This is a genomic window from Bradyrhizobium sp. AUGA SZCCT0431, assembly GCF_018131065.1.
GTDB lineage: Bacteria > Pseudomonadota > Alphaproteobacteria > Rhizobiales > Xanthobacteraceae > Bradyrhizobium.
In genome coordinates this window covers 1-13,521 of sequence record NZ_JAFCLR010000016.1, presented here as the reverse complement: position 1 = coordinate 13,521, position 13,521 = coordinate 1, and the positions used below count along the sequence as shown (strand labels likewise).

General features: G+C 60.4%; 15 protein-coding genes. 6 read left to right on the top strand and 9 right to left on the bottom strand.

The window, feature by feature from the left end:
* Positions 1–11 precede the first annotated feature (11 nt).
* Positions 12–1,568, bottom strand: coding sequence for a methionine--tRNA ligase (gene metG, locus JQ567_RS17235; RefSeq protein WP_312017418.1), 1,557 nt, complete (start codon positions 1,566–1,568; stop codon positions 12–14).
* Between metG and JQ567_RS38875 the strand changes: the two genes are divergently transcribed.
* Entirely contained in the window at positions 1,552–1,989 is a 438-nt protein-coding gene (locus JQ567_RS38875; protein ID WP_312017417.1) for a hypothetical protein, read from the top strand. The genes metG and JQ567_RS38875 overlap by 17 nt on opposite strands.
* 41 nt (positions 1,990–2,030) lie before the next feature.
* On the opposite strand, the gene JQ567_RS17230 is transcribed toward JQ567_RS38875, so the two are convergent.
* From JQ567_RS17230 to JQ567_RS17220, 3 genes are read right to left on the bottom strand one after another with little or no spacing between them, the layout of a single operon-like run.
* Positions 2,031–3,071, bottom strand: coding sequence for a DNA polymerase III subunit delta' (locus JQ567_RS17230; RefSeq protein ID WP_212439939.1), 1,041 nt, complete (start codon positions 3,069–3,071; stop codon positions 2,031–2,033).
* Positions 3,068–3,754, bottom strand: a complete 687-nt coding sequence (gene tmk / locus JQ567_RS17225; RefSeq protein ID WP_212439938.1) for a dTMP kinase — start codon at positions 3,752–3,754, stop codon at positions 3,068–3,070. The genes JQ567_RS17230 and tmk overlap by 4 nt, the downstream gene beginning before the upstream one ends.
* 2 nt (positions 3,755–3,756) lie before the next feature.
* Positions 3,757–5,019, bottom strand: a complete 1,263-nt coding sequence (locus tag JQ567_RS17220; protein ID WP_212439937.1) for a D-alanyl-D-alanine carboxypeptidase family protein — start codon at positions 5,017–5,019, stop codon at positions 3,757–3,759.
* A 167-nt stretch (positions 5,020–5,186) separates the two neighbouring features.
* On the opposite strand from JQ567_RS17220, the gene JQ567_RS17215 reads away from it, so the two are divergent.
* On the top strand, positions 5,187–6,128 hold the full coding sequence (locus JQ567_RS17215; protein WP_212439936.1) for an alpha/beta fold hydrolase: 942 nt from the start codon (positions 5,187–5,189) through the stop codon (positions 6,126–6,128).
* Here the strand turns inward: JQ567_RS17215 and JQ567_RS17210 are convergent.
* The 4 genes from JQ567_RS17210 to JQ567_RS17200 all read right to left on the bottom strand — a co-directional run bounded on the left by JQ567_RS17210 (position 6,122) and on the right by JQ567_RS17200 (position 10,187).
* Positions 6,122–7,048 carry a septal ring lytic transglycosylase RlpA family protein gene (locus JQ567_RS17210; RefSeq protein ID WP_212439935.1) on the bottom strand — a complete coding sequence of 309 codons (927 nt, stop codon included), beginning with the start codon at positions 7,046–7,048 and terminating at the stop codon, positions 6,122–6,124. The genes JQ567_RS17215 and JQ567_RS17210 overlap by 7 nt on opposite strands.
* A gap of 981 nt (positions 7,049–8,029) precedes the next feature.
* Complete coding sequence (locus tag JQ567_RS17205) at positions 8,030–8,317, bottom strand: PilZ domain-containing protein (protein WP_212439934.1); 288 nt, start codon at positions 8,315–8,317, stop codon at positions 8,030–8,032.
* Positions 8,318–8,752: 435 nt separating this feature from the next.
* Positions 8,753–9,163, bottom strand: a complete 411-nt coding sequence (locus tag JQ567_RS38205) for a hypothetical protein (protein ID WP_249165523.1) — start codon at positions 9,161–9,163, stop codon at positions 8,753–8,755.
* 844 nt (positions 9,164–10,007) lie between these two features.
* Entirely contained in the window at positions 10,008–10,187 is a 180-nt protein-coding gene (locus JQ567_RS17200) for a hypothetical protein (RefSeq protein WP_212439933.1), read from the bottom strand.
* Between the two features lie 189 nt (positions 10,188–10,376).
* On the opposite strand from JQ567_RS17200, the gene JQ567_RS17195 reads away from it, so the two are divergent.
* Together JQ567_RS17195 and JQ567_RS17190 are read left to right on the top strand one after the other, a co-directional pair.
* Positions 10,377–11,006: a hypothetical protein gene (locus tag JQ567_RS17195; protein WP_212439932.1), complete on the top strand. Its 630-nt coding sequence runs from the start codon at positions 10,377–10,379 to the stop codon at positions 11,004–11,006.
* Positions 11,007–12,046: 1,040 nt separating this feature from the next.
* Complete coding sequence (locus tag JQ567_RS17190) at positions 12,047–12,238, top strand: hypothetical protein (protein WP_212439931.1); 192 nt, start codon at positions 12,047–12,049, stop codon at positions 12,236–12,238.
* 130 nt (positions 12,239–12,368) lie between these two features.
* On the opposite strand, the gene JQ567_RS17185 is transcribed toward JQ567_RS17190, so the two are convergent.
* A complete protein-coding gene (locus JQ567_RS17185) occupies positions 12,369–12,524 on the bottom strand; it encodes a hypothetical protein (RefSeq protein ID WP_212439930.1) in 156 nt (51 codons plus the stop codon).
* A gap of 443 nt (positions 12,525–12,967) precedes the next feature.
* On the opposite strand from JQ567_RS17185, the gene JQ567_RS17180 reads away from it, so the two are divergent.
* Both JQ567_RS17180 and JQ567_RS17175 read left to right on the top strand, forming a co-directional pair.
* Positions 12,968–13,153, top strand: a complete 186-nt coding sequence (locus JQ567_RS17180) for a hypothetical protein (RefSeq protein WP_212439929.1) — start codon at positions 12,968–12,970, stop codon at positions 13,151–13,153.
* Positions 13,154–13,323: 170 nt separating this feature from the next.
* Positions 13,324–13,521: hypothetical protein (locus JQ567_RS17175; protein WP_212439928.1), on the top strand; the 198-nt coding region annotated here is incomplete at its 3' end.

The following is a 13,521-nucleotide window of genomic DNA, read 5'->3' as shown; positions in this document are numbered from 1 at the left end:
GTTCGAACCGATCAATCTGCCTTTGGTTCGACGTAGCGCGGGAACACCCCGACCGGCGCCGGCAAGGCTGTACCTGCGGCGATGCGCGTGGGTAGTGCTGCAAAATTACGCGACTTGATATCCGCTGGTATGCCGAGGCTGTCGAGCAGCTTGGCGCAAGAGTCCGGCATCACCGGCTGTGCCAGGATCGCGATCTGGCGCACGACTTCCGCGGTCACGTACAAGACGGTCTTCTGCCGCGCCGGATCGGTCTTGGCCAACGCCCACGGCGCTTCGCCCGCGAAATAGCGGTTGGCTTCCGCCACCACGGCCCACACGGCGCTCAGCCATTGATGGATCTGCTGCGTCGCCATCGCCGTGCGCGACGCCTCCAGCATGGCGTCGGCCTGCGCCAGGATCGCCTTGTCGTTGTCGCTGAACTCGCCGGGTTCCGGCAGGATGCCGCCGAGTTGCTTTGCGATCATCGACAGCGAACGCTGCGCCAGATTGCCGAGATCGTTGGCGAGGTCGGCATTCGTCCGAGTGACGATGGCCTCGTGGTTGTAGCTGCCGTCCTGACCGAACGACACTTCGCGCATAAAGAAATAGCGCACCTGATCGACGCCGTATTGCGCCGCCATCGCGAAGGGATCGACGACGTTCCCGACAGACTTCGACATCTTCTCGCCGCGGTTGAGCAGGAAGCCGTGGCTGAAGACCCGTTGCGGAACCTCGACGCCAGCCGACATCAGGAAAGCGGGCCAGTATACGGCGTGGAAACGCACGATATCCTTGCCGGTGACATGCAGATTGGCCGGCCAGTAACGCTGGAAGTCGGCGCCTTCGAGATCCGGATAGCCGGCGGCCGTGATATAATTCGTCAACGCATCCAACCACACGTACATGACATGGGATGGGGACCCCGGCACCTTGATGCCCCAGTCGAACGTCGTCCGCGAGACCGACAGGTCCTGCAAACCACCTCTGACAAAACTCGCGACTTCGTTCAGCCGCTCGCGGGGGAGCACGAAGTCGGGAACGCGCGCATAGAGGTCGAGCAGCTTGTCCTGATAGGCCGACAGGCGGAAGAAATAAGTCTCCTCCTCGGTCCACTCGACCGGCGAGCCTAGCGGCTCGCGGCGAACACCGTCGGCGTCGACGGTGGTTTCCGTCTCGTCGAAATAGGCTTCCTGACGCACCGAATACCAGCCGGCATACTTGCCGAGATAGATATCGCCGTTGTTCTCGATCGCGCGCCAGAGTGCCTGGCAAGCCCGTTCGTGGCGCGGCTCGGTGGTGCGGATGTAATCGTCATAAGAGATGTTGAGCGCGTCCATCATGTCGCGGAAGCGCGCGGAGTTGCGATCGGCAAGCGCGATCGGTGTGAGGCCCTCCGCGACCGCGGTTTGCTGCATCTTGAGGCCGTGCTCGTCGGTTCCCGTCAGAAAGCGGACATCGAACCCGTCGAGCCGCTGAAAGCGGGCGATCGCGTCGGTGACCATCGCGGTGTAGGCATGGCCGATGTGCGGTATGCCGTTCGGATAGAAGATCGGCGTCGTGACGAAGTAACTGTTGCGTGGCGTCGCCACCGCTGGCGTTGTGGCAGCGGGCGCCTTCGGGCGCGGCGTGGCAGCCTTCGGGCGCTTCGGTGCGGATGGCGACTTAACAACCGTGACTGTCTCTTCGGTCGTATTCGCAGGCGTATTCTTGGGCGTATTGGGCGCGGTGGCGCGCTTCTTCGATATCGTTTTCTTCGCGGATTTTTTTGACGATTTCTTCGAAGGCTTCTTGGCGGCCTTCTTCGCTGCCGACTTCTTTACGGCCTTCTTTGCCGTCTTCTTCACGACCTTCCTGGCCGCCTTCTTCGACGCCTTGCGCGATTTTTTCACGACGCGTTTTCTAGCGCCGGCCTTCTTGGTGACGCGCGCAGGTGAAGACTTGCGGGCCTTCTTGGCCTTTTTCTTTTTGGAGGTTTTCTTGTTAGCCTTCGCCACCACGAATTTCCTTTAAACGTTCAAATCAGATTGTCCGGATTAATATCGAACGGAGCGTCACCGCGTGGCTTCCGCGAGCATCCCGAACACCGAGAAAACCAGCGGTTTTCGTTCCAGATTGTACGATTCCGTATCGCGCGCGGCGCGGATGATCTTTTCCCATACCTCCGCCAGCCGTGCAAGGCGCGGCAGGTTAGCGTTGGCGTTATCAGCGCGCAGCTTTTCGCCGATCCAGCGATCGACGCCATCGATGAAGGCCGCAAGGGCCACGCGGTCGCTGCCGCCCAGAGCGTCACCCAGCGCATGCAATTCGCGCGGGTCGACATGTGGCAGGGTCGCCAGCAGCGCCGCGGTCCGTTGCTGCAGCTTGAGCGCATCGCCGCCGAGCAGCGTGACCGCGCGTGAGACACTTCCCTCCGCCGCCTCTGCCGCTTCCGCGAGCGCGGGATCGTCGGCCATCATGTTCGCAGCCTGTGCGGCGGCGCGGATGACGTCCTCGGTCGCCAGCGGTCGCAACGGCAATTTGCGGCAACGGGACAGGATGGTCGGCAGCGCCCGCGCCGGCGAATGACTGACGAGAAGGAACAGCGATCGCTGCGGCGGCTCCTCCAGTATCTTGAGCAGTGCGTTTGCGGCATTGGGATTGAGCTCGTCGACGGTATCGACGATGCAGACTCGCCAGCCGTCGACTGCCGCGGTCGAGCCGAAGAACGAGATCGTCTCGCGCGTCTCGTCGACGGTGATGACGGTGCGCATCACGCCGCGGTCGTTAAGGCTGCGCTCCAGCACCAGCAGCCCGCCATGGGCGCCATTGGTAACCTGCCGCGCAACGGGATCGGTGGGATCAACGGCCAGCGTCTCCGCGCGTTGCACCGATGACGACAGCGGGTCGGGATGCGTCAGCACGAACCGCGCCATGCGATAGGCCAGCGTCGCCTTGCCGATGCCCTGCGCGCCACCAATCAGCCAGGCATGCGGAATGCGGCCGCTGCGATAGGCGTTGAGCAGTGCGGTCTCCGCATAGCGATGCCCGAACAGGTCAGGCGTTTCGCGGGGATGCCGGACCGTGGTGTCCTGCGCGACCTTGCGGGCGCTCATGCGGAACTCGCCGTCGAGGAAATAGCGAACAGGTGATCGCGCAACGCCTTCCAGACGCGGGCGGCGACTGTGTCGGTATCGGCATTGGCGTCGATCAGCGCGCAGCGCTGCGGATCTTCCGCGGCGATCTGCCTGTAGGCATCGCGCAGATCCTGGTGGAACTTGACGTCCTCCGCCTCGAAACGGTCGGGAGCGCCGGTGCCGCGGCGGGCGGCCGCGCGCTTCAGTCCGACTTCAACGGGGATATCGAGGATGATGGTCAGGTCCGGCTTGAGGTCGCCGATGGTGACCCGCTGCATGGCGTTGAGCACGGCGGGCGAGACCTGTCCCAGCCGACCCTGATAGGCACGCGTCGAATCCGAAAACCGGTCGCACAGCACCCAGATCCCCTGGCTGAGCGCCGGCTGAATCACCGTGCGTACATGGTCGTCGCGGGCGGCGGCAAACAGCAGCGTTTCCGCCTCCGGCCCAAGCAGTTTGCCCATGCCCGACAGCACGAGATGACGGATGATTTCGGCGCCCGGCGAGCCGCCGGGCTCGCGGGTGACGATCGCGCGCAGTTTTGCCGTTGCAAGGCGGTCGGCAAGTTTCTTGATCTGCGTGGACTTTCCGGAGCCCTCGCCGCCTTCGAACGAAATGAACTTTCCGCGTCCCGAAGGCCGGCTAACCGTTGCTTCGGCCATAATCAGAGCTTCTCTGCGCTCGCGCGGAACACGCCGATGACAAGCTCGCTGGCGCCGTCGATCGCCCGGCGCATCGTCGAACCGGTCGCGACAGCCTCCGCAGCATAGACCGGCGCCTCCATCGCGACATTGCCGCCGCGCCAGACCCGCACCACTCCGACCGGCTGGCCCTCGGCGACCGGCGCCCGCACTGGGCCGCTATAGACCAAGCGCGCGATCAGTTTTTCGCTGCCGTTCTTCGGCACCATCACCTTGATCGGCTCGCGGCTCGCCAGCTTGACCGACCGGCTTTCACCGCCGAACACCTTGGCGTATCCGACCTGTTGATTGGCCGCGAACAGCGTCCGCGCCTCGAAATTGCGGAACCCCCATTCCAGCATTTTCTTGGCTTCCGACGCGCGATCGTCGGGGTCTTCAAGCCCGTTGATCACGACGATCAGCCGGATGTCGTTTTGGACGGCGGAGCCGACCATCCCGTAGCCGCCGTCCTTGGTGTAACCGGTCTTCAGCCCGTCGGCACCGCTAAGCGAGTTCAGCAGCGGATTGCGATTCTGTTGCCGGATCTTGTTCCAGATGAATTCCCTTTCTGCGAACAGCTTGTACATGTCCGGATAGGTCAGGATGATATGGCGCGCGAGGACAGCCAGTTCGCGCACTGTCATCTTGTTGGCCGGATCGGGCAGCCCGTTGGAATTGCCGAAGGTCGATCTGGTCATGCCGAGCTCGCGCGCCCGCTTGGTCAGGAATTCGGCGGCAAAGATCTTCTCGTTTCCGGCCATCCCCTCGGCGAGCGCGATGCAGGAATCATTGCCGCTCTGGATGATCGCGCCCTTCAGGAGATCGTCGACCGAAACCTTGCTGTTGAGGATGGCAAACATGGTCGAGCCGCCCGCCGGCGCGCCGCCTTTGCGCCAGGCGTTTTCGCTGATGCGGTACTCGTCGGTCAATTTGACCTTGCCGGTCTTGACGGCGTTGAACACCACCTCGGCCGTCATCAGCTTCAACATGCTCGACGGCGCCCGCAGCTCGTCGGCGTTCTTTTCGAACAACACGCTGCCGCTGGTGCCCTCGATCAGGATCGCGGTCGGCGCGTCGCCGTCGAAACCGCCCTCCACTTCCTTCTTGGCGCCCTGCACGCTGTTGTTGGCGGCGTAGACAATCCCGCCCCAGCCGACGGCCAGTGCCAGCGTGGCCGCAATCAGGCCCCGCCACGGACGTGCGGCCGCGGCGTCAGATTTGCGGGAAACGGGTCTGTCGGCAGCCATTGGCGATGTCCTGAATCCCTGCGTTCTAACAGTTGGAAGTATCGCAAACAACACAGGTTTTCGGACTTGTGGATCAGCCGATCCAATTGCGGCGCCGACCGAACGACCGTATCCTTCCCAAGCGCTGCAATTTCCCGACAAGATACGAAAAACAGGGCGGAAACGCGATGCCATCCTCACGGACCATTTCTGCCAACGGGATCGAGTTGTTTGTGCTCGAGCAAGGTCAGGGTCCGCTGGTGCTGCTCTGTCACGGCTGGCCGGAATTGTCCTATTCGTGGCGACACCAGATCCCAGCGATCGCGGCAGCCGGTTTCCATGTCGTGGCGCCGGACATGCGCGGGTTTGGCCGCAGCAGCGCGCCCGCCGATGTCGGGGCGTACAGCATCTTCGACAATGTCGGCGACATGGTCGCGCTGGTGTCGGCGCTGGGCGAAAAGCAGGCCGTCATTGTCGGCCATGATTGGGGCGCGCCGGTTGCCTGGCACGCGGCGATGTTCCGCCCTGACGTCTTCACCAAGGTCGCGGGCCTCAGCGTACCGCCCCCGTTCCGCGGCCGCGGCCGGCCGCTGGACAGCCTGCGCGACGGTGGAATCACCAATTTCTATTGGCAATACTTTCAGACCCCCGGCGTTGCCGAGGCCGAGCTCGAGCGGGATGTCGCCTTGACCATGCGCCAGGTGCTTGGGCGCGGGGTGTCCGACCCGGCCGCGCTCTACATCACCGAGGGCAAGGGCTTTCTCGGCAACATCAGCCCCGTCGTGAAGCTGCCGGATTGGCTTGATGAGGCCGACATCGCCTATTTTGCCAAGGTCTATCGGGAGTCCGGCTTTCGCGGCGGATTGAACTGGTACCGCAATATCGATCGCAACTGGGAGCTGACCGCCCCCTGGCAGGACGCCCAGATCCATCAGCCGTCATTGTTCGTCGCGGGATCGAAGGATTCGGTCATCACCGGTCTGATCGGCGCCAAGCGCGTTACGGAACTGGAGCGGGTGTTGCCGAACCTGCGGCAGAAGCTGATCATCGAAGGCGCCGGTCACTGGGTTCAGCAGGAACGGCCCGACGAGGTCAACGCCGCTTTGATAGCCTTCCTGACGAATCAGTAGAGCCCGCGCCCACTCAGAACCTCGCTTGGGCCCCGCGGATCGATCGGCAGATAGGCCGAGCGCGGCGTGGCCGCATAGCCCGCCTCGTTTTCGTAAGAGACCGCGCGTGGGTTTTCCAACGCCCGGCCTCGCGAGCGATTGGAGGTCGACATTTCCGAGGTCGCATTGATCGAGGCGTAGTCGGCCGACGTGTTGCCGAGGCTATAGGGCCGTCCCTCCGGCATCGGAACCTCGCCCCGGACCCGGCCCGCGGAGGACGGGATTTCGGGAACGAACGGCCGGGCGGAAGCCACCCGCACTGTGGATGGCGACGGCGCCGGAACGCCGGTCCGCAAGGTCGCCATCAGCTGGCGGTCGTCGGAACCCTCCAAGGGGGCCCGCCCAACATATTCAACGCGGACCTTGGCGACACCATTGCTTTTGAAATCAAGGAGTTCAGCCGCCTTGTTCGAGACGTCTATGAGGCGATTGCCATGGTATGGGCCACGGTCATTGACGCGAACGACCAGCGATTTGCCGTTACGCAAATTGGTGACACGGGCGTAGCTGGGGATCGGCAGCGTTGGATGGGCTGCGGTCAGCGAGAGCATGTCGAATACTTCGCCATTGGCGGTCAGCCGGCCATGGAAATCGTCGCCATACCAGGAGGCCATGCCTTCGGCGCGATAGTCGGGGTCTTCCTCGGGCACGTAGACCCGGCCGGCCACGGTGTAGGGCTTGCCGATCCGGTAGGTTCCGCCGCCCTTCGGCACGGGTTCGCCCATCGCCACCACCCGGGGGCTTGAGGAAACGCCGTATTTGGGATCGACGCGGCTCGCGAACTTGCCCGACGAGGCGCAATTGGCAAGCAGGAGACAGGCGGCCACGGCAGCAGCGCCACGCGCCACCCGGACCATCGATTTCGGCCGTCGAATCCCCATTCGCCCCAATACCATTCCCACGGCCGCATGCCTACGTTGAGGCTGCACGGCCTGATTCTTTGATACGGCCCACCTCCGCACCAAGTCGTAAAGATATCGCAACCCGAACGCGGCGGAAATGCGGTGCGCGCCGCCGTGGTGAATCAATGGTTGCTATCCGTGTGGTCGCCTTGGGTTTGCCGTGGTCCCCCGGCGATTTACGGGCTTCATTGTGACGATCGCCCCTGCCCTGTCCCGCTTTCAGACAATCTGTTGCAGCAAATCATCACTCGGCCCGATCTGTCGTTTCGGCCACCGAATCTTTTTGACTGTGCAACGGCGCAGTCGTTCTGTGCGTGCAGGGGCGCAAAGGATTTGTGCGATGATTGAGACGGTTACAGCGATTATGGGCCTGGTGAGCGCGGCGATTTTCCTGGCTCATGCATTCGAAGGCTATCGATCCCGGACCTGAGTTTCAGGCCTGCTTGAGGCTGAGCCCCAAGCAGAAAGACGCATCACCTCTTTCGAGGCGGGAGATTCGGAAAGCTTTAATAAATTCGGACGAGCATCCAGAGTGGCAGGTGTATCATGCGCAACCACGATTTGGTCTCCAACGGATTCCTCGCACTGACCACGGCCAGCCTTGTGCTGCTGTGCTCAAGCTTGCTGGCTTTTGCGCTCGGCTAGACCGCAAGCCTTCCACAGTGTCCAGCAGGATGGCATCCGCGCGAAATGACGCTTTCCCCGGCGGCACGCCCCTGCTAAGTCGCTGACATCCAAAGACGGAAGGGTGGCCGAGTGTTTTAAGGCACCGGTCTTGAAATACAGTTCCCCGCGTCCCGCTGAGTGTTAGCTGATCTCGAAACGTCCTATTTTATTGGTGTTTCGGACGGACACTGTACCTTCCCGTCCCCAGCCGTTCTCACCACTCACACGGCTTTGGGTGCCAACCTCGGTGCCAAGTTTGGCGCCCGTCAGTCCTACCCTAGTGCCGGCCGCACCTTAAGAGTTTTTCTTCTTCTCGCCGGGCTTGATGAAATGGACGCCAACCTGATCGCCATTGACCCAAGCGAGTTCGCACCGCCGATATGCTTTTCCCATAGTCGACAGCACCAGGAAAAACTCCTTCATGGCAAGACCTTCAACTGAGCCGTCGATTGAAAGTCTGGCGCCGGTATCCGACGCATCCAGCATTGTACAGGGGCGACGCCAAGTACCGTCGATCGCCATCATGTTGGCCGTAAATCCCTTCTCGAATACGACCCTATGCGCCTTGCGCTTTTCCGTCATGAACCGCCCTGCGAAAAAACCGCCATCGGTGTCAGTCCGACGACGGCTTTCCAAAACACGCTCAATCCAGCAGATTTAGCCTGAGCCGGTTTGGTTAAACAAAGGTAAACCGCCGGCGTGAACCGGCAGGCTGTCTCGTTAGGCGCTCAGATCCGGCAGCGATCCGGATCAGCGTCACCACCGGCGCCTTCTCTGGCTCTGGCGGGTCCGGTGGCAATTGCGGCGGCAACTGACCACCCAAAGCCCGATTCCGAAATCTTTAATAAATTCGGAACAGCCTCCATCCCCGACAGGAGGTGTGCCATGCGTGATCATGACTTCGTGTCCGCCGGATTCCTCGCTCTAATCGTAACCGCCCTCGTGATGTTGTGCTCAAGTTGGCTCGTTCTCGCATTTAGTTAAGGCCCCGGAGCGATCGGGGGCCTTTTTTGTCCATCAGACGTTAGCGGTCTCATACCGAGCTGCAGGTTGGGACGCTCGAGGCTTTTCCTCGATTAGGCTTGCAGGCAATTGCAGTACGGTAGCCCTCTGCCCCGCAGCGAGGTCAGTGACAAGAACGATTGTACCGTTTGAGAATTCCAGCGCGTCGTGATGTTGGTATGGCTTATTGAGGTTTATTTGGCGAAAGCGCGCGAGTCGATCGCCGATGCTCTTGCAAAACATGATGCCATCAGTTTGAGCGTCATTCTCGAATGCTATCTCGGTCCCAGGACGAAGGCAGACCGCGACTTTCGGATCGTCCGGGCTCGCAAAGCCGTGAGTCCCAGTAGAAAAGTTGGTCGAGACCAACGTTTCCGCGACCACCGCGGGTCGTGTCGCGACCGCATGTAAGCTGTAATCGCACATGGATGCGCCTCCTATAAAGCGTCACCCCCAAATCACGAACCTGCAAACCGATTTGGTTGCGAGGTGCGATGATGGGGATCAGTAGATTCCCTATCCCTCCGGGAGTCGACCTAAGAAACATTAATTCGGCGAGCCCCAGAGGGCCTAACCGCCCGGACCGCGCTTTGAGGAGCCGATCCCACTGCCGGACCGGCGAATGCTGGTCGTCGAGCATAGCGGGGCCCCACCATGATGGCCCGCATCGGCGTCATGCGGGCGTTGAACCGAAGCACCGCAGCGAGGATCAAGCCGCAATGAAAAATAAGCCTTGCGTTCGTTCAACAGGACGCGCTCAAATCATGGCATTAGAACAATAAAGAGAGGCGTAGTGAGTGGGAGAACGGCGATGGGTGCAATTGGAGCGGTTTTTCAGCCGAGCTAATCAAATTGATGAGGGCACTCCTTGACGATGCCACGGCAATACTCCCCGAGGCGAAGCGCACGTCGACGATAAAAGCCGAAATCGCGTCTAACATTCTTGCATGTGCCGCGAAAGGCGAGCGGGACCCGATAGCGCTGAGAATGGCTGCACTCTCGGCCATCGTGGAGTGTACTCACTATTCGCACGATATCTCTCCGGAGCGCAGGGCGGTCTAAAACATAAAAAGCCGCCCGGGCATGACTCCGTGCGGCTCCTTACGCGACTGCCGGTTTCCCAGTTCCGTCGCTGCTGCCATAATAACCGTCGAGTGGTGCGACGGTTCCGCTGTGTCGCAAGAAAAGCCCGCCGGGCGTGAACCGGCGGGCTACATCATCGCGTCGATATCCTCAGCGCTCAGCGTCTCACGGACTAGCAGCGCGGCCGCTACGCGCTCAATTGCTGCCCGTCTCTCCGTTCCCATTGGTCGGGAGTGAAGTTGGCGTCGCTGGTCTCGGACATCCAGTCGATCTGATATCTGTCTTCCCGATCGCCCCGCGCGAAGTTGCCAAGCAGAACAGTCTCGGCCTCGGCACCGGCCATAAATGCCATGATGCGGCCGCGCATAATAAGCCGATGATCGCTGCGAACCCGGAGCCTACCTCTTTGACGCCAATGCCCAGCGATAATGTCGGGATCTTCAATACTCGCCTCTCCCGCAAATTGACCGTCAGACGCGATTGAAGCGCCGCCACACGTCATACCGAGCACGCGGCCTAATCCCCTCACCTAGTTCTGAGTGTCGAAGGGAAGCCGATGTATGCTTACCCCGACAAGGTAAGCCTAGCGATCCTCGAATATTATGCGTTCGAAGCCGGGACGAACTTTAAAGAGGAAGCGCGAAAGAATTTCAGAATGCTGGCAGGCAGCGCCCTACAGGATTTCATCTACACGCAGACCGGATACGATCCAGCCCAACAAATTCCGGCTGCATGGCAGCTTTTCCACGACCGCGTTTCGCTGGTTTATGACAGCGTCCCCGCCGGACATTTCAGCATCTTTAAAGAAATAGCAGACCTCATCGTCACGCTAATTCGCGGTGGAGCGCCGGTCGGGCAGTCCTTTATACCCGACGGTAGCGTCGGCATTCAGTGGGGTAAGCACTGGACCGATGATGATCTTGACGGACGGTTCGGCACCCGCATCAAGTACGATCACGAGTATCCGCCGAACTTCCCGCGGTCTGCGTCTAACCCTCAGCATGTGTGGTGCTACCCCGACGCCGCACTGCCGGAGTTTCGCCGCTGGGCACGGCAGCACTACATTCCCAATTGTCTTCCCGGCTATCTTGGCGGGAAGGAAAAACAAGGCCTGCTACCACCGTCGTTCACCCAACTCGCCATTGCCGCTATTCAGGCCCGGAAAGACATTCCTCGCATCACCTGACCCCAAAAGAAACGGCCCCAGCGCCGGGGCAAGGCTGGGGCCGTGGTCCAATGTGCCGGCAGGGAGGAGTAAGCCGACACACTACTGATATTGGTCGTCGGCCGCCAATTTCCCATCCATATCATGGTTTAGGTAACAGCATCAGTTGGTATGTAGCCGCCACTTCGACGCTCTAGCTTCTCCAACGATCTCCACACCCTTTCCCTCATGGTTCTTGAGGCTGTGTTGGGTGCCGATGCGACGACGAACGACGCAAAGAAACGGCCCCAGCGCGGGCGCGCTAGAGCCGCCGACCCAGTGGGGTTTTCTCCCGGTAGGACTTAAGAGTCGATTCAAAGCTCCCGGCTCTGTGCCCTGCTCCGAAGTTCCAATAAACGCCCTAAATTGCCGCTTTTTCCCGAGACCAGAAACAGATCGTTAAACTCGCCCCCGCTATGTTCGGTATATGGATGACGATCAGCCGGTAGAACCATCCTTGACGGCATGGCAGTGGAGCTTACAGCGCCTCGCCGCTTGGATGGTGCGCTTCAACCGCACGAGCGAGCCACCGCGCCCTGACGTTCCTAACAGGAACCCTCAGCCCTCTCGGAATGAGATACCTACCAGACGACCTGTCCCTCCACGCCCTTAAGGCCGCCGGTACTGGCCTGTTTCGACCGTTAGTGGCCCGGTTTGAAACCAAGCAGTGGCCTGGCTTCACATTAAATCGGCCTTCCATGAGGAACCCGGTATAAGCCGCACTCGTTGAATTGGCATCACCGCACAATCAGTTGGCTTACATCGGTGATGAGAACGCCGGTTGCGCTCCCGCCCCACCTAAGAGGGAAGGAAGAGCATCATGCAGCGATCCCGACCCACATTACATCTGTTCGGAAATCGGACCGCCAAAGAAAAGAAAAGGCTTGAGGTTCTGATCTCGGAACTGAGTCCCGGCCCGAAACGTGATGAGATTATTCGGCAGCTTGAGACGGCAGTCGACGTTGATACCAACGTTGAAAAATGGGTGTCATCGCCCGGTTTGAAATCGCCCGGGTAGTGCTATGGGGGATCGTGACACTTATCTTAAGAAGGCGGCCGACTGCCGCGAAAAGGCTAAGACCGATCCCGCCCAGGCCGACTACTGGACAGATCAAGCAATAAGCTGGCTACAGCGTGCCATTCAAAACGGCGGTGACGAAGCCATTACGCATGAGGTGCGTGACGGACGGATGATCCCCAAGCCCGGAAAGTAAGGCCACCTCAGTTTGGGTGCTGTCCTAATTAGAATTTGACCGGCGATGGTCGCGCCAATGTGGCCCTTTTTTGATTCCGGCGCCCGCTGCGGGGGCGCTTGGGATGGGTCATGGATTCTTTGCCTGCGATCTAGCGGCTCTTCACCTGATCATCATAGGCCAGCCTCGCCGCCTTGACGCACTCTTCCACTTTTGGTTCGTCAAGGTTCGTTTTCTGGCATTTCAGCCTCTCTGCGGCTTCATCAAAGCCACAGCCAGACAGGGCAATAAAGGCTGTCAGCGCCATGAATCTTTTCATTCGGCCAATATGCGCTCCCTACCACCCGGTTTCCAGCCAGCCATCCTGTCACAATCAAACTGACCCACGACCAGAAGCTCTGGTCGCGATGGGGTTAGTTATCGCGTTCATGTAAAAGGCCGCCTCAGTTGGCGGCCTCTTTCAACCGCCATTTCCGCGGGGGCCGGTTCAACTACAGACCCGCCGTTCCCCTTTTCCGCATCGTCAGCCGCCTCGGCCACACTAGCGGCCGTCGCTCCACGGCTGCCGCTTCGGACAGGAAGTCCCGCTGCACATCGCCTAAGTGGCAGCACTCGTTAACGGTGGCCTGATTTGATTTCAGCCGCCCTCTCGGCCTGTTCCCTAGGGAACAGCGCCACGAGAACTTATCCGTCAATGTCGCAATCAGCCGAGGCAATGGTGCATCGGAGAAAGGGAACTAGGAGAGCGACATGAAATCGGATTATCAGATTGAGGCAACCGAAATGACGGGCGAGCAGCTTAACGCTGTAAGCGGCGGCGCCGGTGTCATTACAGGCTTCGGGGTGCGGACAGATCAGCGGATAGCGTTGCAGCAACAGCTTACCGCGGCGTATGCCCGCAACAATCCAACCGACTACTACGGCTACTTTGGCTAACAGTTTGAGTTTGAGATGCTTTGGAGGCCGCCAGCGAAGGCGGCCTCTTTTCGATGATCTGGATCACCGCGCAATTTCACCCAAGCTCCTCTGGGGCGACTCGCGTCTTATCGCTTGCTTGCCCTCTCTGGTTGCGAAACACTTAAGTCAGAAACTGGAGGGATCGAAGCATGTCACAGCAGATTCGCACCAAGCCGGTCCGCCTTACTGCGCCCGGCCCGGTAGAATTGGAGCCGGGAATAACACTGCCTGCCGACAGCTATCGCGGCACGTCAAAGGAAATAGGCGCTCTAGGTGGTGTGGACTCTAAGGATTCCCTTTTAAGAGCAAATCAGATTCAAGGCTGCTTTTGGGGAGGCAGTCTTGGG